Genomic DNA, 20,219 nt, shown 5'->3' with positions numbered 1-20,219 from the left:
TCTATCTACCTAAATCAAGCTTGGGGCAAAGTTATCGGCCGAATCGCCCCAGGCGTGGCTTCTTGTGTCCCTAGGAATAACTCCATAGCGTAAATCATCCAAAAATCCCAAGGTCACTCGCTTGTCAGGACAAAACTCCAAACCAGAACAAATTGATTCCCTGATGACAGCCGATCAGAACAGGGACATGTTCAACTATATCGCCCCTTATTATGATGGAGCCAATCTCATCCTATCCATAGGCCTCGACCAAAGATGGCGACGTCAGGCCGTCAGATGTCTTAACCCGCATCAGGATTATCTTTATCTAGATGTGGGATGTGGAACAGGGGATATAAGTTTTGAGATACTTAGACAAAATCGTCAAGCTCGGATCATAGGGATTGACTCGTCCCTGGGTATGTTGGAGATAGGCTGGAAAAAGATACGTAGATTGGGACTTGAATCGCAAATTTCATTTCGGGAGGGAGACTGTTTGGATCTGGAGTTCCCGGACAATACATTTGACGGAGCGATATCCGTGTTTTGCGTTAGAAACGTGACCGACCACAAGCGGGCTTTCGGCGAAATTGTCAGAGTGCTCAAGCCGGAGTCCAAACTGGTAATAATGGAACTTACCGAACCTGATGGCCCGATAATGAAACCTCTCTTTCGGATTTACTCTAAAACCGTAATGCCTTTGGTTACGAAAATAATGTCTTCAGTTTCCGCTTATAAATACCTTGCCGATTCCATGGCGGCTTTCCCAAGACCTGAAAGGATAAAGGATGAGATGTCAGGCGCAGGCCTGGAGGATGTTCGGTATTTTCAGATCACAGGAGGAATCGTGACTGTTTACCACGGAATAAAAGCAATTTCCTATCCTTAGTAATGCATCGAAACCACTTGTTTACTCCGGTGGCGCCCCGATTACTTTCTTAATTTCACCTTTTGTAATGTTAATGTATTTGGTCACTGGGATTTCTTTAGGGCAGACTCTAGTACACTCGTAATGATTCAGACAGGCCCAAACTCCGTCTTCGACATCGAGTTGCTCAAGGCGTTGTGTCTTCTGAATGTCTCTTGAGTCAAATATACGACGAAACGCTTGTACCAGTGGCGCTGGTCCCAGAAAATTCTCATTTTCGTTAGCTACCGGGCACGCCGCAGTGCAACATGCGCAAAGAATACATCTAATAGACTTCCCCATCTTCTTGCGTTCTTCGGGAGTTTGCAAACGCTCCTTTTCCGGAACTTCGCCGGCAACTAAAAAAGGACGTATAAAATTTACTCTTTCGAAGAACTGGTTGAGATCCACGATGAGATCCTTAAGGACAGTAAATGACGGCAATGGCTCTACAAGGATGAAATCCGCCTCGCATTCTCTCACAAGTTTTTGACAGGCAAGAGCGCATCGCCCATTGATTTTCATGGCGTCGGATCCGCACACACCATGAGCGCAAGACATTCGATAGGCCAGAGTCCCATCCTGATCCCATTTGATTTTATTGAGGCAGTCGAGCACACGCTCATAAGGTTCCGCTTCAACATTATAATTTTGATAGTAAGGGGCTTCGTCTACTGAAGGATCAAACCTGAATATGCGAAGGGTTACTTTCATCAGAATTTCCTTGCCTTTGGCTGAAACTTCGTTATTTTCACCGGCTTGAATGATATTTCAAGACCATCGGATCCTGCTGTAACCAGAGTGTGCTTGAGGCAGTTATGATCGTCGCGTTCCGGATAATCTTCCCGGTAGTGAGCGCCTCTGCTTTCGGTCCGGCTCAGGGCTGACACCAGGATAACCTCGGCTAACCCAAGTAGGGATTCCAGTTCGATAGCGTCAAGCAGGTCTGTATTGTAATTGGCGCCTTTGTTATCTATGGAAACTGATCGATACTTATCCTTTAGGCCCCGTATTTCCTCCAGCCCTCTCTCCATATCCGTCTGGTTCCTGAAGACGGAGCAGCAATCGGTCATGATTAATTGCATTCTGGTTCGAAGGTCCGAAGGCTTAGCACCGTTGCCATCCTTGATTGCTTTTATCCTGGCTTCAACTCTAACTTGCGCATCTTTTACAGGAGAGGGGTCGCTCAAAGTTTCTATGTCCTCTGTTATGGCCCGCCCTGCCCTTCTGCCGAAGACCACTAGATCAAGAAGTGAATTTGTGCCAAGTCGATTAGCCCCGTGAACCGATACACAGGCCGCTTCCCCAGCGGCGTAAAGTCCTGTCAATGGGAGGCCTTCCTTATTCAGAACTCGTCCGTTGAGATCCGTGGGGATTCCACCCATCATGTAGTGACAGGTAGGAGTAACTGGAATGGGCTGGGTCGCTGTATCCACACCGAGGTAGATCCTAGCGAAAGATGAAATATCGGAAAGCTTTTCCTGAATTTTCTCGGCCCCGAGACTTGTCAGATCGAGATGCACGTAATCTTTCCCATTGACGCCTCTACCCGCCCGAATTTCAGTGTCTATGGCGCGAGAAACCACATCCCGAGGAGCCAAATCTTTTAACGTAGGGGCATAATCAGTCATAAAGCTATTCCCCAGACCGTTTTTCAAAACACCGCCCTCCCCTCTGGCCGCCTCACTAATCAGAACACCTAAAGGATATATACCTGTTGGGTGGAACTGAACAAATTCCATGTCCTCCAAGGGGACTCCAGCTCTATGGCTCAGATAAACCCCGTCTCCGGTGTTGGAAAAACAGTTTGAATTAGTCTTGTAGACTCTTCCGAACCCTCCAGTAGCAATCAGGAGCGCCTTTGCCCTAACTGTATGCACAGCCCCTGTGGCAAGTTCGTAAGTAATTATTCCAGCCGCCTTTCCACCTTCGACAAGAAGATCTACCATGTAAATTTCAGAAAAGATGTGAATTTTTCTTTCCAAAGCTTTTCCGAAAAGTGTATCCAGAACTACTCGGCCGGTGCGGTCCGCTGCGTAGCACGATCTCTTTACAGGCCCCTCACCATAGTTCCTTGTGTGTCCTCCAAAAGCTCTTTGAGCAATTTTGCCCGCTGTGGTTCTATCAAACGGGACCCCCAAATGTTCAAGTTCGTAAACTGCTCTGGCTGCGTCTCTTGCCAGTGTTTCAGCGGCGTCCTGATCGGTAAGGTAGTCTCCACCTTTTACCGTGTCATACATGTGCCATTCCCAGGAATCAGGCTCCTCGTTACCCAGAGCGGCTCCAATTCCGCCCTGAGCGGCTCCGGAATGAGATCTGGTCGGGAAGACCTTGCTCACCAATCCGACTTTTAAACTCGTGGGTATTTCCAGCGCAGCCCTAAGGCCGGCCAACCCTGATCCTACTACCAACACATCAAACAAAAATTCCATTTTGCGATCGCCTCTTCGCTGATTGGCTTCACCTTTCTTTCAAAGGCGAGTATTCACAACCCATAAGACCGCAGTAGTTGCCGACGTACTCAGCTTGTGGCCTGTATAGCATGGGTTTTTCCTGGGCTTCTCCGAATTTTTCCTCAATAATGTGGCTGCACCAACCTGCTATCCTTGAGATGGCAAAAATCGGAGTGAACAGGTCTTTGGGGATTCCCATCATGAAGTACACGGGAGCGCTATAGAAATCTACGTTAGGACGAATCTCGCTTTTGCCGCGCTTATCGAATTCCTCAATAGACACACTTTCTATAAGCTTGGACAACTCATCCCATTTTTCCATATTTTTGGCTTTGGCCAGGCGAGTGGCCATTGGCTTGAGATATTTGGCTCTGGGATCCATGGTCTTATAAACAGCGTGACCCAGTCCCATTATCTTTTCTCCGCCTTCTATCCTTCTTCTGATCCAACCTGACACATCGGGTTCATGTTGAATCGCCAGAAGCATCTCCATCACTTTTGTATTGGCTCCGCCATGAAGACTTCCCGAAAGCGCCCCTACTCCGGCTGCAACAGCCGCGTACATGTGCGCCCTGGTTGAACAAACCTCTCTGCACGCAAAAGTGGATGCGTTGAACGTGTGGTCTGCATGCAAAATCAGGCAGCAGTCCAGATCTTCCGCTGTTTTCGGGTCAGGTTTTTCGCCAGTCAATCGCCACAGGAAATTTCCGGCATGCGAAAGGGAAGCATCGTAGGGTAAGGGATTCAGACCGTGACTAATCCTGTGCCAGGCCGCCACTACCACTGGCAATCGGGCGATAAGCCTCATAGCCATTTTGAGGTTGGCCTGGCGATTATCATCCTTTATGTCCGGATCAGCGGTTGCCAGCATGGGGACACACGCCTGAAGCGTGTCCATAGGATTGGCGTCATGCGGAAGCTTCTTGAGGCAATCATAGATGTAATCTGGGACTTCCGAATTATCCGCAAGGATCTGTTCGAACATCATCAATTCTTCAGGACTGGGGAGATAGCCATTCAACAGAAGGAAAGCGGTTTCCGGAAATGTCGATCTTTCGGCAAGCTCTTCGATTCTATAGCCGCGATATATTAGTATCCCCTGATTGCCGTCAATGAAGCTGATTTTTGTGTCAGCCACCGTGACGCCCCTAAGGCCGATATTCTTTACCTCTACAGTTTGTGCCATACCGCCCCCATGTTTTGTAAAATAAGTTCTTAAAATCGCTACCGAAAACTTTTTGAAAGGCAGCCGGTTGTAAGACCCACGCCTCTCAATAGAGCTACTGAAAAGCTCCCTTCAAGGCGCGGGGAAGGACTTGAAACTAGTCAGCCAGGAAAAATTCACTCTTTTTCGCGCCGCAAACAGGACACTTGTCCGGCGCTGAATCAGCTATAGTATATCCACATTTTTCGCATATGTAGTAATTTTTCTCCTCCAAGACGGCGCCTGATTCGACCGCCTGAATTGCTTTTTCATAAAGGGCTCCGTGGATTTTTTCCACTTCATTAGCCCAATGGAAACTTTTCAGAGCGGCGGTGTTTTTCTCTGCCTTGGCTGTTTGGAGAAACGCAGGATACATTGTAGTAAACTCGTGATGCTCGCCGCCAAAAGCGGCTTTGAGATTGTCCAGGGTAGAGCCAACTCCTTTGAGAACCTCCAGGTGATTGTGAGCATGAACAGTTTCCGCAGCCGCGGCGGCCCTGAATAGTTTGGCTACGCCCTTCATGTTTTCCTGTTCGGCCTTTTTCGCAAAAGCCAAATACTTCCTGTTGGCTTGTGATTCCCCAGCGAAAGCTTCCTGCAAGTTTTTCTCAGTTTCACTCATTATTTTTCTCCTTAAATTTTCAGCCCGTAAATTAAAACTTCAGTGAAAAATTAAGCATTATCGAGAAAAAGAAAAGTGGTTTATCCCCTGATTATTCTTGGAATGATCATCTGATGATGAGGACATATCGAATCAGGATTTTGATACGCGCAACCGGCGAAGGCTACCATATAATCCCTCATTTTGGTAAACGACACCACTTCATCGACGAATCCCCGTTTTGCGCAGTATACTGGTCGGGATTGATCGTAATACTGCTTCGCCAACGCGTTCATTTTATCAATAATCGGATCCAATGGTCTGCCGGCGTCCTTTTCCTTGACCAAACGCCTTGCGAACGAGGCCGCTGAGGCTGTTTCCCCATGCATGACGTATATTTCACTGGCGGGTGTGCCCAGCGTGAAAGCGCAGTGGTTGTTAGCAGTAGGCCCTCCCATGATATAATGAGCCGCCGCCGTTCCTTTCCGTAAAACGAAGAGCATCATCGGCACATTAGTTTGCTCAATTGAATAGATCAGGGATTGTCCAAGTCCAAGCAATTCAGCCTTTTCGGCAATATCTCCCACGTCGATCCCGGAAGTGTCCTGAAACCACACAATAGGAACTCTATCTCTACCGCACAGTGTGACAAATTCATTCATCTTTATGAGACCCTGACGATAGAGCTTACCCCCGATACCAGGATACGGCGCATACTCAGGATAGCCCTGTCCCAGAAAACCCTGCTTGTTCCCAATAATGCCGACAACAAAACCGTCAATCTTGGCCAGTCCCGTGTAGACCTCAGGACCGTAAGCGGGTCTGAATTCCATGTGTTCGCTGTTATCAGTCAGCCTCGCCAAAATATCCGCAAAATTATATATAGCCTTCTGATTCATCGGGACGATGTAGTTGAGATCCTCGCCGCCAAATTTTGGTTCCGCAGGCGCCGCAACCCTGAAGAATCTTGGATCATAGGCCGGCATGAAACTCATGTATTCGCGCAGGCCGTCCAGCAACGCTTCCTCGGTTTCAAAAACTCGCTTAAAGAAACCGGTTTCATCATAGTGGATTCCTACGCTACCAGGAGGGACTTCCTTGAAATGACGCGTGGCGTTGATTAGTGATTCCGCCCCATCAAGATCAAAAAAGCCTTTAGGGCTCATACCGCTTACTATCCCTCCGCCGCCGACAGCGATATTACAGTCCTTGTGGGCCAGCAATATTGTGGGACTGATGCCATGATAGCCGCCACCTGCGGGATTGGTGCCATAAATTCCTGCGAGAACGGGAATACCCAGTTTCTCCAGTTCGGCGTGACGAAAGAATGTCGCTCCACCGCCTCTGCGATCAGGGTAAACTTCCTGCTGTTCGGTGAGCTTTACTCCGGAGCAGTTAACGAGCCATACCAAAGGCAGTCTCAATCTCTTGGCCAGATCAGTGACCCTTAGGATATTAGCCGCCTGTCCTTGAACCCATGCTCCTGCCATAACCTTGTTGTCGAATCCGACTTTTACCGCCCCTTTCCCCTTGATCTTGCCCAGCCCATCAACAACCCCGGTGCTGCTTTCTTCATTGTCTGCCGGGTTAAAAATGGTATGAAGAGGTCGCCACGAGCCTGGATCTACGAGACGCTCCAACCTCTGAAAAACTGTAAGCTGGCCTCGATCGTTAATCTTCTTTTCAGGTAGCCCGGCTAATCGCTTCTTGGAGACTTCTTTTTCCAGTTCCTGCTCGACCTCACGAATTTTCGCCAGATTTTCGGCGCCTTCACGTATCTTGGATTCCGGAAGTGGCTTTCCAATTTCCGCCATCTTTTCGAAGTACGGTCTCATCCATGTTCCTCCGTCACAGACATTTTCTGATGCGCTTTTCCTAGTGGAATAATTACAATATCAGCTTAATAAAGGCTTTTCAACTGCCATAGATTGGAAAAATTAACTATTCAGGTTTTTGGGGGGGTGATTTGAGGGCGCAGGCGCCCTCAAAAGGAACCTAAACCTTTAATTGGTCAAAACTTACGAAGATCATCTCCATCTGATTGCTCGACACCCTCTCTCAATTCATCCGGGGAGAATTCCGATTTCTTGGGTGGAATACTTCTGAGTGGCGGGAAAAGCCCTTTGAATTTTGGCGAGTTCTGTTCCATCCGTTCAGGTGAATGGCGGGACCAGTAAGGGGTGGAATCTTCTTCTTCTATCAAGACCGTTAGTAAGAGCGCCGGGTACCTGTATCTGGGATTGTTTCCAAGGAAGGTGAGCATTTCTCTGGCTCTGAGAAATGACTCTTTGCGTCTGTTAATTTCGCCCAAAAGATACATTACCATCGCTGGATCGCCCTTTGTTAGTCCCCGACGCAGGGCGTCGTCAAGAAAGAAGTCCGCTTTTTCCAGTAGCTGCGCTTCAGTGCGCAGAGCGCCTAACTCGCGAGCGGCCCAGGAACCCTTCAGCCCCAATATGCCAAGGTCTCGAGGATTCAAACCTTTAGCCTCGAGAACGGTCAATAACGCAAGTTGTGATCCCGCTCGTCTTTCTTCGCTTGACTCAACGACAAAAATACTCTGATATGCTGATGATCTGACAACGAGTTTCAGATTCTCTGGAACTCGCGTCTGAAAATCTTGAGTCCTATAGGTAAAAAAACAGTTTGGACATGTAGCTGTATCAGATATTCGATTGGAATCGCGGGGCAAAAGTCTGAAATCCAGCCCGAACCCAAACGCCGACGACGCCTTCCCCTCACCGTTCCAAAAATGGGAGAAATGGTGGTGGCATACCGGGCAAGCAAGAACTTTCACTGAACTGTTCACGCGATCCTCCTTCAATGATATTTAACTTTCGACAAACGAACAAAATGGAACTGATGTAGTAATAATAGCATAAATGAACGTTTTTGACCATGGTTTTCTTTATTCCAGTTCTTACTTATAGGCTTAACTATCTCATTATCCGGGGTTTTGGATCTCATGAAAGGCAGTCATTTTAAACACAGGACCATTGACTATGAGACTGAAATGAACTCATCGCAGTTCGCTGCCGTTTCCACCGGCGAGGGCCCAGTCCTCGTGATTGCCGGAGCAGGTTCAGGAAAGACCCGGACCATTGTTTACAGGGTCGCATGGCTTGTTGATCACGGAATTGATCCGTCATCCATTCTATTGCTCACCTTCACTCGTAAAGCCGCTCAGGAAATGCTGGGTAGAGCCATGAAACTACTGGATGACAGGGTGGCGCTTGTTTCGGGCGGGACTTTCCATTCTGTAGGGGCGTCTATCCTTCGCAGATATTCGCGTCTGGCGGATTTTGACTCATCTTTCACTATTCTGGATCAGGGTGACAGCCATGATCTTATAGACCTGGCAAGAAAAGAAATTTCTCCGCCAATCCTGGACCTGAAATCATTCCCCAAGGCAAGGACCATCTCCGAATTAATAGGACGGGCCTCAGGATCCGGAGATTCGATTCAGGATGTAATTCGACAGAGATACCCGCATTTTGAAGAGTATGGACCGGATATAGAAAGGGTTGCGCAGTTTTACCAGGAATACAAAAAGACTCATCAATCGATGGACTATGATGACCTGTTGGGGCGCGCTGTAGACTTGCTGGAAACAAATCAACAGGTCAAACAGGACGTATGCTCTCGTTGGTCTCACATACTGGTGGACGAATATCAAGACACTAACCGAATGCAGGCAAGGATGGTTCGTCTGCTTGCCGATGGACACGACAACGTCATGGCTGTTGGTGACGACTCCCAGAGTATCTATTCGTTCAGGGGAGCCGATTTCAAGAATATCATGCGATTCCCTGATCTGTTTCCTGGAACCCGGATAATTAAGCTCGAGGAAAATTTTCGGAGCGTTCAGCCGATTCTGGAGGTTGCTAACAACATAATCGCAGGCGCCTCTGTCGGGTTCCAAAAAAGATTGTTCAGCAGCAGGAAGATTGGTGTGAAGCCTTTACTGGCAACCCCATTCAGCGAAAAAGAACAGAGCCTGCTTGTGTTGAGAATTGTCAAAGAATTCAGTCGCCTTGGCATGCCACTAAATGACGTGGCTGTACTCTTTCGAGCGGGTTTTCATTCGTTTGATCTCGAAGCCGAGCTTACGAAGACCAGACGGCCGTACGTGAAATATGGTGGATTCAAGTTCGTGGAAAGCGCGCATATCAAGGACGTGTTGGCTCATCTTAGGGTCATAACCAATAAAAATGATAGAATCAGTTGGGCTAGAATTCTCAAAATCATTGCTCATGTTGGAGACAAAACGGCGAAGAAACTGGCGGAAGCGTTTGCAAAGTCGGACAACGGCGCTGATCTGACGAGTCTTGTTCCGGAGCGCAAGAAGTATACAGAGGATGCGAGGTCGCTCCTTCGAACGCTCACGGAAATCGGTGGGTTCGAAGGCTCCTTACCTGACAAGATAGATCAGGTGACTCGATTTTTGACTCCATATCTCCAAGCTTCGTACGACAACTATCCGAAGCGTTTGAAGGAACTCGACCAGTTGGCCCAGATGAGCGCTCCTTACAAGTCTTTGACCGAGTTTCTTAACGATGTGGCTATTGAACCACCTGAACACGAAATTGACGAGGATTTTGGGTTTCAAAACAGATTGATACTGTCAACCATACATTCAGCCAAAGGTCTTGAGTGGGGAACTGTAATACTCATCTGGGCCGCGGAGGGGAGGATTCCTTCTCCTATGGCTTTGGCCAATCCAGACGACTTGGAAGAGGAGCGTAGACTCCTCTACGTAGCTGTTACTAGGGCCAAGGAAAGATTGATAATAATTGTTCCGCAAACCATGTACGATAGGAGATTGGGGGTAGTCGGGACAACTCCATCAAGATTTTTGGAAGAAATTCCTACTGATTGTTTTGCAAGCAATTGGACCACAGACATGGTTCAGGACCATTTGCTTGAAAACCCTTGACAGAATTTCCCAGGACCAATATTTTAGAAGCTTGAGGCTTGGAGAGATGACCGAGCGGCCGAAGGTGCTCGCCTGCTAAGCGAGTGTGGGGTGTAGAGTCCCACCGAGGGTTCGAATCCCTCTCTCTCCGCCACAAAAATTCCGGTTTCCCAAAATTAACAGCCAAGAATCTTTGCGTACAAATTAGAAACTACCTGTCGGTTCAGATATTGCGTCTCGTTTTTCTTTTTTTACCTCATCATCCGAAGATAATCCTGCATACGACAATAGCGGCGAGCACTCCTACCAGGTCAGCTAACAACCCTGCCTGAACTGCGTATTTTGTCTTGCTTATGTTAACCGCTCCAAAATAGACAGCTACCACATATAGAGTCGTCTCAGTGCTTCCCAGAATTACCGATCCCAACCTAGCCTGGAAGGAATCCGGACCATGAGATGTCACTATCTCACCCAAAATTCCAAGAGAAGCCGCTCCGGACAATGGTCTGGTCAGAGCCAAAGCCAGCACATCCGATGTTATCCCGAGGTCTCGTAAGGACGACGGGATGAAACCGGTCAGGATATCCATAGCCCCTGAAGCCCTGAACATTCCCACAGCTACCAATATCGCCACCAAATAGGGAATTATGTTTACAGCGATCTCAAAACCCTGTTTGGCGCCATCCACAAAAGTCTCATAAACTTTGACACCCTTCAGAGCGCCATACAGAGGAATGCCCACAAGGAACAAAATCAGGATCAAATTTGATATGGTGGATGCTAGTTCATTCGTCGACATATTTTCCAACGCGTGGGAAGTCAGTCCTGATATCTTTTCATCCTGGAAAGTAAACGAGCGATGCAAAAGGCTGAAACGGTCGAAAAAGTAGTTGCGATTATAGTGGGAAAAATAATGATAGTTGGATCTTTAGAGCCACCAGCCGCCAAAAGGGCGATTGCTCCAAATGGAACCAACTGCAAGCTGGATGTGTTTAGGGCGAGAAACATACACATGGCGTGAGTAGCGGTTCCCTTTGTCGGATTGAGCGTTTCAAGATCCTTCATAGCTTTTATCCCTAACGGCGTGGCAGCATTGTTCAGTCCGAACATGTTTGCGATCATGTTTGACGCCATGGTCGCAACAGCGGGGTGATCGGGGGGAACACCAGGGAAAATTCGAACCATCAGAGGGGCGATCAGTTGGCTCAGCTTTTCGGTCAGGCCACTTTTCTCAGCAATTTTCATAATTCCCAGCCAGAGAGCCATTATCCCCGTCAATCCAAGAGCGAGCCTGAATGCGTTCATGGCGCTTTCAGGAACAGAGTTGACCAAAGGCTTCAAGTTTCCCGTCGCAAGGGCTATTACGGTTGAAACAACTAATAGAAATAGCCATATTATGTTGAGCAAAAGACCTCCACTCATTACCATGAAACAGCCGGATTTAACGGCCAAAACCATGCGGAACTGACCTTGAAGTTCAGACTGTATTAATCGATCAACCTTCCTTTGCCTTTTTTCCCCCTGGACGGGGTTCTCTTTTCGAGGGCGCTGGTTCTTTCTGTTTTATTCGCTTCAAGTTTTCCTGAATCGCTTTGTTTTCAGGCGCTAGTTTTATAGCCTTATTCAGGAATTCTGTCTGTTTCTTGACGTCCCCTTTCTTATCAAGGCTGACGGCATAGTCGTTGTAAGCCAGGGCCAGATCGGTCTTGATCTGACTGTTCTCAGGTTCTAAACCTATGGCTTTGTTAAGATACTGGATTTCCTGTTCATATTTGCCCTGATCTCCGTAATTCAGGGCCTGATTGTGGTAAATCGCCGCGAGGTTGGACTGAGCAGCCTTGTTTTTGCTATCATATTTCAAGGCTTTTTCCAGAGTAATGACCGCCTTGGAAACGTGGCCGGCCTTGTATTCCGCTATCCCCTGTCTGGTCATGATTATAGCGAGATTGGAATGAGTAAGTTGATTCTTGGGGTCCAGTTTTAATGCGTTTTGCAGGTTGGCCAATCTTGCTTCAAGACTCAGGGCGCCATCCTTGACTGAGTAATTGTTGTATGCCGCAGCAAGGTTTTTCTTGGTGGTCGCATCGTTGGGATCCAATTCAAGGGCTTGTTTGAGTAAAGAAATTTGCGTGTCGAATTCGCCTGTCTTCCCCTTAATCACGGCCAGATTCGAAATGGCTCTTGCCATGGCTTGCTCGGTGATGGGATCTTTAGGACTGTATTCATCAGCTTTCTTGAGCAGCTCGATCTCTTCTTCGATTGCTCCAGCTTTCCCCTTCTCTATAGCCATGTTGTAATAGGCCACACCAAGATTTTTCTTGATCTTCAGGTTTGAAGGGTCCAGAGCCAGAGCGTCTTCCAATTCCTTTATTTCATTCTTTTGAGAGGAACTTGCGGTATCTGAAACTCCCTGATTGTTGATCAAGGCCGCCAGAGCTTTCTTGATCGATGGGTCGTTTGGATGAGCCTTGATAGATTTTCTGAGAAAATGAATTTTGTCCTTGTCAGAAATCTTTTCTGGGGCGCTTGAAACCGCCTGAAGGCATGCGTTCACCAAATTTGTTTTGATCTCTTCGTCGTCGGGTTGCACGTCCAGCGCCTTTTCAAAAAAACGCAGTCCATCAACTATCTTTCCTTCTTTACTCAGACGAATTCCATAATTGTTGTATGCTATAGCGAGTACCCGACGGAATTTGGCGTTTTGGGGATCCAGAGTGAGGGCTTCCTCGAGAGCCGGGAGAGCTTCATTCATGTTGTCCCTGGCTAGAAGATGGCTCCCGCGAAAAAACGCGTTCTCAGCTTTTTGAGCGTCAGTTGGACTTGAGCCCCAAGACACCGCGTTCTCTCCAAAGCACATGAGAAGCGTCAAACACAGAAAAAACACCTTGTTTCCTAAAGATCGCTGTTGATCCATAATTTTTTTTGAATCTCCTTCACAATTCAGGTGTCGTATAAATTCAGTTTGCCTGAACTATGGAGCATGCTCAGTGTAAAGAGCGAAAAATCTATATCACGGCTCGATTCAGCGGTCAAGAATGGTTACAATTATTAATATTTGATAACAACGAGTTAAGCTTGGTATGTGTAAAAGTTGAAAATCTATGATGACAATATCTTGAATATCCAGGATATAATTTTTCATTCAAGAACAAGTTGTGTGTTACTTGACAAAAACACGTCAGTTGCTAAAACGGCCATCTGAACTAAGAATTTAGGAGGACGCCATATGATCGAGGTCAGCGGATTGACCAAATATTATGGAAGTCTGGCTGCCATAAAGGATGTGAATTTCCTGGTACAACCTGGAGAAATAGTGGGTTTTCTGGGGCCCAACGGAGCCGGAAAAACTACCACGATGCGCATTCTCACCTGTTTTGTTCCTGCCACATCCGGGACTGTAAAAATTGCCGGGACAGATGTCTCTGAGGATTCAATGACAGTCCGGCGTAATATCGGTTACTTGCCTGAGAATGTTCCGCTTTACAATTGGATGCGAGTTCGCGGGTACCTCGAATTTGTTGCGCGGGCCAAAGGTATCCGATCCTCGAATCGGGATTATGAAATCGACAGGGTTTCAGGCATAGTTGGGATACAAGAAGTAATGCCTAAAATGGTCCGCTGGCTCTCAAAAGGTTATAGGCAGCGAGTTGGTCTGGCTCAGGCGTTGATCGGAGATCCGCCCATAATTATTCTTGATGAGCCCACCATCGGTCTGGATCCTAGACAGATCAGGGAAATCAGAAATCTTATAAAAAGCTTCGCATCAAATAAGACGGTGATACTGTCATCCCACATTCTACCCGAAGTGAGCCAGGTATGTTCACGAGTCATAATTATAAACAAAGGCTCAATAGTCGCCGAAGACACGCCTGAAAATTTGATTAGCGGCTCTGCCAGAGGCCCAAGAATTCAAATCACTTTACGGGCTCCGGAACATGAATCTATCCAACTCATATCCACTATGAAAGGTGTGTCCGCCGTCAGGACCATCGCTCCGTTTCAGGATGGCCAGTTGACACTCACTGTGGAATCGGAGCAGGGAACGGACCCGAGGCCTCAACTCGCAAAAGCTGTCGTAGAAAAGGATTGGGACCTGTTGGAGCTTAAATCCATAGATGTGAGTCTGGAAGACGTCTTCATTGATCTTGTGACTGAAGAATCCGGGGACGTGATCTCCAAAGGCGCTGTTTCAGAAAGAGAGGTGGCCTAGTGAACGGTTTCGTGGCGATCTTTAGGAAGGAAATGGCTAATTTCTTCGTATCTCCCATAGCCTACGCCGTAATTGGCATTTTTCTAATTATAGCAGGATTTTTCTTCTGGGCCAACCTGTCCCTGTTAAGTCTTGTGAGTCTACAGGCTGCAAATGATCCTTCAATAATGACCAGAATCAATCTCACCGATGTGGTGATCCGTCCGATGGTTCAGAACATGAGCATCATACTCCTCTTTCTGACGCCGCTGTTGACGATGAGGCTTTTCTCCGAGGAGAAAAAGAGCGGAACAATCGAACTCCTGCTCACTTACCCTGTCAATGATTTCGGAATTGTCATGGGGAAGTTCCTCGCTGCCGTAACAGTGCTGCTGATCATGATGGGTTGCACACTAACTTTCGCAATTATTATGGCTACATTGGGATCCTTTGACATAGGTGTCTTTTTCAGCAGTTATCTGGGATTGATCCTAATGGGGGCATCATTCATAGCTTTAGGGGCATTTATTTCCTCGGTGACAGAAAACCAGATTGTAGCTGCGGCGATCTCTTTTGGCGCTGCGTTGATGTTTTGGATCATCAGTTGGACTTCCTCCTTCACAGGTCCGACAATGGCCGCGATAATCCGTCAGACTTCGATATTGGAGCGGCTCGATTCATTCTTTAAGGGCGTAATCACCGTTTCAGATGTCACCTATTTTCTATTTTTCACGGCCTTTTTCCTGTTTCTGAGCTTTCGATCCGTTGAAACTCAACGGTGGAGGGGATGACATATGAGTGATTTTTTTAAATCTCGGACTGCTAAAGGTGGTGGACTAGCCTTTGGAATCATTATATTCCTGGCAATAATTGTAGCTCTTCAATATATCGCCGTTCAGAACCCCAAGAGATGGGACGTGACCAATTCCGGTAGCCATACACTTGCGCCCCAGAGTCGCCAGGTTATTGAAACCTTTAAAGACAAAGACCTTCCAGTCGAAGTCCTGGCTTTTTACGAAACAAAGGATCAAAGAGGTCGGGAGCACACCCAGGATCTGTTGGATCGTTACCGCGACGTATGGAAGAATTTTACCTACACCTTTTATGATCCGGACAGGGACCGGGCTTTAGCTCTCCAAAACAAGATTGACAGTTACCCCACAGTCATTTTGAAAGTCGGCCCCAAGACCGAGAGGCTTAATCAGTTGGATGAGGAATCTCTGACCAACGCTCTAACACGTTTGTTGCGGACGGAAGTGAAGAAAGTGTATTTTCTTAAGGGCCATGGTGAACTCGATCCCGCGGACACAGGAGTTCAGGGTTTTTCAGTGGCCAAGGATCAGATTGAAAAACAGAATTACACGACGTCTGATCTCATTTTGCTTGAAACGCCCAAGGTCCCGGACGATTGCGCAATCCTTGTGATTGCGGGCCCAAAAACCGATCCGATGGACAATGAGTTTTCGGCTATTGAGGATTATGTAGGTAAAGGCGGCAGTCTTCTAGTAACACTCAATCCCTTCAAAACCCCTAAGCTCTGCGAGGTCCTTAAGAAATACGGCTTCGAGACCACAGGTGACATCGTTGTCGACAGAATGAGCCAGGCTCTTGGTGGCGATTATCTTATGCCGGTTATCACGACCTATGCCCAGTTTCCAATCACCAGGAACTTCACTGTCGCATCATTCTTTCCTCAAACCAGGTCCGTTCGGGTCGTGTCTCCAAATCCCCCGGGTGTCCAGGCTATAGAACTTGCCAAGACAAGCCCTGTTTCCTGGACCATCGACGAACAGCAGCTTAACTCCGGCGTCGCCGACTTCAACGAAAAAACCGGCAAGAAAGGTCCGATACCAGTTATGGCCGTGTCGACCATCACGGCCAAAGCGCTTGGTCCCAAAGCTGCCACCGATTCCAATGCAAAATCTTCTGACAAGGATCAGCCGCAAAAATCCGACGTGGCGAACGACACAAAAACCAACAAGAAGGGTCGTGTTGTTGTTGCCGGCAGCTCGCTGTTCGCAGCGAACCGTTTCTTCAAACTTCAGGGAAACGGAGATTTGTTTCTGAACAGCATATCCTGGCTGGCTGAAGATGAGAACCTTATAGCAATTCGACCCAAATCCGAAAATGCCCAACCTATTGTCCTTACTGGGAACCAGTCGCTGATCTCATTCGTAATCCCAGTGATCATCGTCCCACTGATCTGGATCCTCGCGGGTGTGGCCGTATTTGTTTATAGGAGAAAACTCGCCAGGGCTGGAGGATTGGATTAGTTCCATGAAACCATATAAGATACTGATCTATTTGGGCGTTTTGTTAGCCCTAGTGGCGTACATATATTTTGTGGAGATCAAACACAAACAGGCTGAGACAGACCGTAAGGAGAAAGAATCCAGGATCGTTCAGCTTGACCGGGACCAGATCAAAGATGTCAAGATTGTGAGACATGATGAAAAAGCCATTGATATTAAGAAATCAGATTCAAAAGGATGGAATATCATCAGCCCTGTCAACACTTCCGCCGACACGAAGGCTGTCGAGGACCTATTAGTTGCCTCGACACTCGCCCAACCAGAAAAAACCGTTTTGGATAAGGATGTCAACTGGCAGGACTACGGGCTGGACAAGCCTGATCTTGAATTGACTTTCACCGGGCCCGGCAAGAATGTGAAGATCTGTTTCGGAGCCCCAAATCCTTCCAAATCATCTTATTATTTGAAAGTCGAAGGAGAGCCCCGCCTTCTCCTGGTACCGGACACTTTGAGGATAAGTGTTAACAAGACACTGTTCGACCTTCGCGACAAGTCTGTGGCAAAATTTTCTCCTGGCCGAATCAATAAAATTGAAATCGTCAAGGATGGCCAGGAAACAGATCTTGAACAGAAAGAAGGGAAGTGGCGCATTCTGAAACCTGTTGAAGCGCCGGCGAAATCAGCGTCGGTTAGAACCCTTCTCAGGAGCCTGGAAACTCTAAAAGCCAAGGAAATAATTGACGAACCACAGAATGCCAACAACCCATATAATCTAAATGAGTCCAAGAATTCAATTACACTTACCGGAAAAGATTTCAAGAAAACCCTTACACTAGGTTCCATTAAAGATAAGAAGTCGGGAAGCGGCCAATCAGGAAATTCCGTATACATGTCAGTCTCAGGCGAGGCTCCTGTATATGTGGTGGATGACAGGTTCTTTACTGGGGAGAAGCTTGATCCGGATTCTTTGACCGATAGGTCCATTGTTTCAATCGAACCAAGGATAGTTGAAAAGGTCCTGATAGAATTCATGGGGAAAAACTGGGAACTGGCCAGAGCCTCTGACAACAAGTGGAAAATGGAACAACCGGACCGGCGTGACAAACTGGAGGACTGGTTGGTAAGCGAGATGCTCTGGTCGCTCAAAGACCTGAATTACAAATCAGTCATTTATCCCATCCCTGATGATCTTGCCCCGTTCCAGCTTAACCTGCCACAGCTTGTAATGTCGATTTATGAGAAAGGGGCCAAGGATCCAGTAAAGATAACTATGGGGTGGCCTGCTTCTGAGGAACCACCATCCAATACTGACGGTCGAACCGGCGCCGACCATGCCGTCGCCCCGGAAAGCGACAACAAAAAACCGGCGCAGGGGCTGGATGCTCCAAAGGTCCCGAAGATCGCATACGCTATGGTGGAACCTCCAAACGACGAAAAGCATGTGATTTATATCGTGAACGGGGCGTTTATAGGAAAACTGAGGGTTGATCTGGATCAACTATTGAAGAAAGAGTGATTAATCGCCAAATGGGTCATGTTCTTAATGCTGTGACTCTCCATATTAGCCATGCCATCTATGTATTTTGCTCGATATACCAACCAGTTTCGGATGTTGGGAAATACGCTGAAAATGATGGAATTACCCGGCCTTTTCGGATGAGACAGTCTAATTCAGATCAGACTCTAGCCTGGGCGCTGCGTATCATTACCATGATGGCGGTGACTGCGGCCGGAGTCACTCCGGAAACTCGGGAAACGTGCCCTATCGAGTGTGGTCGAGTTGAGCCCAGTCGCTCTTTTAACTCACGTGACAATCCCGGAACCGACTCATAATCAAAGTCCTCCGGGATTCTCACCTTCTCCAGTCGGACAAACTGTTCAGCCTCACGCTTTTGTCTCTTTATATATCCTTCATATTTGAGTTCTATTTCGATTTGTGACTGCAGTTTTTCATCAATCTTCTCGTTTTCCCAGAAACCCAGTCTTTCGAGATCTGCGAATCTAATTTCCGGTCTTTTCAAAAACTTGGCGGCGGACATGGCTTCACGCATTTCTGACCCTCCCCGAGAAATCACCAGATCGTTAAGTTCGGCGGAAGGTTTAATTCGAATTTCATTGAGTTGATTCAAGTGATTTTTGAGGTCTTTTTGCCTCTCTTCAACGATCCGTAGTGTGTCAGAACTCAACAAACCTATTGAAGCGCCCTTCTTAACGAGACGTTCATCCGCATTATCTTCTCTTAACAGTAGCCTGTGTTCCGCCCTGGATGTGAACATCCGATAGGGTTCAAGAACTCCCCTGGTAACCAGGTCATCGATCATTACGCCTATATAGGCCTCGGAACGGTCGAGAATCATGGGTTCCTGTTCCTTCAGTTTTAGAGCGGCGTTTATACCTGCCATTAAGCCTTGGGCTGCGGCTTCTTCATAGCCTGAAGTTCCATTGATTTGTCCAGCCAAATAAAGGTTGGCGACGAGTTTTGTCTCGAGGGAGAGTTTGAGACATCTGGGGTCTACGAAATCATATTCAATAGCATACGCAGGCCGCACAATTTCCACAGCCTCAAGCCCAGGCACGGTGTGAAGAAGTTCATATTGCAGGTCGGCGGGTAATGAATTCCCCAACCCCTTGAGATATATTTCGGTTGTGTTAAGCCCCTCCGGTTCGGCAACTACGGGATGACTCCCCCGTTCTGGGAAACGGGCGATCTTGTCTTCCAAAGACGGACAGTATCTGGCGGGCTTTCCCTGAATAGCGCCAGAGTAAAGGGAAGACTTGCGCAAGTGTTTCGTGACAAACTCATGAGTGGCCGCAGACGTACGAGTTTTGAAACAAGATTTCACAGGACGATTAATAGAAACGGTTCTCATGGAGAAGGGTATGACCTTAAGGTCACCTGTATCTTCGGACATTACCGAAAAGTCGATGCTGGATCGTTTTATTCTTGGAGGGGTGCCAGTCTTGAATCGCCCCGATGGTAAGCCAAGGTCTCTCAATTGTCTTGCCAGGCTTATTGATGGGAACTCCCCTGCCCTGCCGGCCTTGTAATTGACCGGTCCAACATGGATTGTCCCATCCAGAAAGGTACCGGTGGCCAGTATTACGGATCCAGCCGTAACCTCATATCCGGTTCTTTCTACTACTCCGCGACATTTGGCGTCCTTAATTACTAGGCTGTCAACCATCTCCTGACGTATTAGGATATTCTCCTGAGCTTCCACAGCGGTCCTCATGGCGGCAGAATAATCGAGCCGATCGCATTGCATTCTTGATCCTCGAACGGCAGGTCCCTTGCTGATACCGAGCAACTTGTACTGAATGCAACTCTTGTCGGCGGCGGCCCCCATTTCACCGCCAAGGGCGTCAATTTCTTTCACCAAGTGACCTTTACCTATACCGCCGATGGAGGGGTTGCATGGCATTAGTCCGATGGTGTCTACATTGAGAGTATAGAGCCATACACTTAATCCCATACGAGCGATGGCCAAGGCTGCCTCACAGCCCGCGTGTCCCGCACCCACAACAATTATGTCAGTTTCATTCCAGCTTTTCATCAAAAAACCACGAGTCAGGATTTCATACGGAATATATACTTACTCAATGGCCCTTTGCAATGGCGCAGCCCTGTATGCGATTCTTCTTTACAAGTAGTTTCGATATGTTATAAAATAAGCCAATTTTCCCAGGTACTTCAGATCATGTTCGAGACTGAGCTTCTA

General features: G+C 47.6%; 16 protein-coding genes and 1 tRNA gene. 7 read left to right on the top strand and 10 right to left on the bottom strand.

What is annotated here, in order from left to right:
- Positions 1-163 precede the first annotated feature (163 nt).
- Positions 164-868: a bifunctional demethylmenaquinone methyltransferase/2-methoxy-6-polyprenyl-1,4-benzoquinol methylase UbiE gene (gene ubiE / locus WC647_10320; protein MFA6222692.1), complete on the top strand. Its 705-nt coding sequence runs from the start codon at positions 164-166 to the stop codon at positions 866-868.
- A 21-nt stretch (positions 869-889) separates the two neighbouring features.
- On the opposite strand, the gene WC647_10315 is transcribed toward ubiE, so the two are convergent.
- The 6 genes from WC647_10315 to WC647_10290 all read right to left on the bottom strand — a co-directional run bounded on the left by WC647_10315 (position 890) and on the right by WC647_10290 (position 7,953).
- Positions 890-1,600 carry a succinate dehydrogenase iron-sulfur subunit gene (locus WC647_10315; protein MFA6222691.1) on the bottom strand — a complete coding sequence of 237 codons (711 nt, stop codon included), beginning with the start codon at positions 1,598-1,600 and terminating at the stop codon, positions 890-892.
- The gene (gene sdhA, locus WC647_10310) at positions 1,600-3,318 is read right to left on the bottom strand and encodes a succinate dehydrogenase flavoprotein subunit (protein MFA6222690.1); all 1,719 of its coding nucleotides are present in this window, start codon (positions 3,316-3,318) and stop codon (positions 1,600-1,602) included. Before sdhA ends, WC647_10315 begins: the two co-directional genes overlap by 1 nt.
- A gap of 28 nt (positions 3,319-3,346) precedes the next feature.
- Entirely contained in the window at positions 3,347-4,525 is a 1,179-nt protein-coding gene (locus WC647_10305) for a citrate/2-methylcitrate synthase (GenBank protein MFA6222689.1), read from the bottom strand.
- A gap of 136 nt (positions 4,526-4,661) precedes the next feature.
- On the bottom strand, positions 4,662-5,165 hold the full coding sequence (locus WC647_10300) for a rubrerythrin family protein (protein MFA6222688.1): 504 nt from the start codon (positions 5,163-5,165) through the stop codon (positions 4,662-4,664).
- 80 nt (positions 5,166-5,245) lie between these two features.
- The gene (locus WC647_10295) at positions 5,246-6,979 is read right to left on the bottom strand and encodes a carboxyl transferase domain-containing protein (protein MFA6222687.1); all 1,734 of its coding nucleotides are present in this window, start codon (positions 6,977-6,979) and stop codon (positions 5,246-5,248) included.
- Positions 6,980-7,155: 176 nt separating this feature from the next.
- Complete coding sequence (locus WC647_10290; protein ID MFA6222686.1) at positions 7,156-7,953, bottom strand: DUF2225 domain-containing protein; 798 nt, start codon at positions 7,951-7,953, stop codon at positions 7,156-7,158.
- Between the two features lie 204 nt (positions 7,954-8,157).
- On the opposite strand from WC647_10290, the gene WC647_10285 reads away from it, so the two are divergent.
- Positions 8,158-10,080, top strand: a complete 1,923-nt coding sequence (locus tag WC647_10285; protein MFA6222685.1) for an ATP-dependent helicase — start codon at positions 8,158-8,160, stop codon at positions 10,078-10,080.
- A 40-nt stretch (positions 10,081-10,120) separates the two neighbouring features.
- Positions 10,121-10,213, top strand: a tRNA-Ser gene (locus tag WC647_10280).
- A 105-nt stretch (positions 10,214-10,318) separates the two neighbouring features.
- Here WC647_10280 and WC647_10275 read toward each other — a convergent pair.
- The 3 genes from WC647_10275 to WC647_10265 form a co-directional block, all read right to left on the bottom strand.
- Positions 10,319-10,858, bottom strand: coding sequence for a nucleoside recognition domain-containing protein (locus WC647_10275; protein ID MFA6222684.1), 540 nt, complete (start codon positions 10,856-10,858; stop codon positions 10,319-10,321).
- A gap of 20 nt (positions 10,859-10,878) precedes the next feature.
- Positions 10,879-11,466: a nucleoside recognition domain-containing protein gene (locus WC647_10270; GenBank protein ID MFA6222683.1), complete on the bottom strand. Its 588-nt coding sequence runs from the start codon at positions 11,464-11,466 to the stop codon at positions 10,879-10,881.
- An 88-nt stretch (positions 11,467-11,554) separates the two neighbouring features.
- The gene (locus WC647_10265) at positions 11,555-12,973 is read right to left on the bottom strand and encodes a tetratricopeptide repeat protein (protein ID MFA6222682.1); all 1,419 of its coding nucleotides are present in this window, start codon (positions 12,971-12,973) and stop codon (positions 11,555-11,557) included.
- A 312-nt stretch (positions 12,974-13,285) separates the two neighbouring features.
- Here WC647_10265 and WC647_10260 point away from each other — a divergent pair, with 312 nt between their 5' ends.
- Genes WC647_10260 through WC647_10245 form a run of 4 tightly spaced genes read left to right on the top strand, consistent with a single transcriptional unit; the run spans position 13,286 to position 18,016 of the window.
- Complete coding sequence (locus WC647_10260; GenBank protein ID MFA6222681.1) at positions 13,286-14,269, top strand: ATP-binding cassette domain-containing protein; 984 nt, start codon at positions 13,286-13,288, stop codon at positions 14,267-14,269.
- On the top strand, positions 14,269-15,039 hold the full coding sequence (locus WC647_10255) for an ABC transporter permease (protein MFA6222680.1): 771 nt from the start codon (positions 14,269-14,271) through the stop codon (positions 15,037-15,039). Before WC647_10260 ends, WC647_10255 begins: the two co-directional genes overlap by 1 nt.
- A gap of 3 nt (positions 15,040-15,042) precedes the next feature.
- Positions 15,043-16,521, top strand: a complete 1,479-nt coding sequence (locus tag WC647_10250) for a Gldg family protein (GenBank protein ID MFA6222679.1) — start codon at positions 15,043-15,045, stop codon at positions 16,519-16,521.
- Positions 16,522-16,525: 4 nt separating this feature from the next.
- Positions 16,526-18,016: a DUF4340 domain-containing protein gene (locus WC647_10245; protein MFA6222678.1), complete on the top strand. Its 1,491-nt coding sequence runs from the start codon at positions 16,526-16,528 to the stop codon at positions 18,014-18,016.
- A gap of 160 nt (positions 18,017-18,176) precedes the next feature.
- Here WC647_10245 and mnmG read toward each other — a convergent pair whose 3' ends face one another.
- On the bottom strand, positions 18,177-20,054 hold the full coding sequence (gene mnmG / locus WC647_10240) for a tRNA uridine-5-carboxymethylaminomethyl(34) synthesis enzyme MnmG (protein ID MFA6222677.1): 1,878 nt from the start codon (positions 20,052-20,054) through the stop codon (positions 18,177-18,179).
- Between the last annotated feature and the right edge of the window lie 165 nt (positions 20,055-20,219).

It is taken from the genome of Desulfomonilaceae bacterium (assembly GCA_041662605.1).
GTDB lineage: Bacteria > Desulfobacterota > Desulfomonilia > Desulfomonilales > Desulfomonilaceae > CAJBEZ01.
This window is presented reverse-complemented; position numbering and strand designations above follow the sequence as displayed.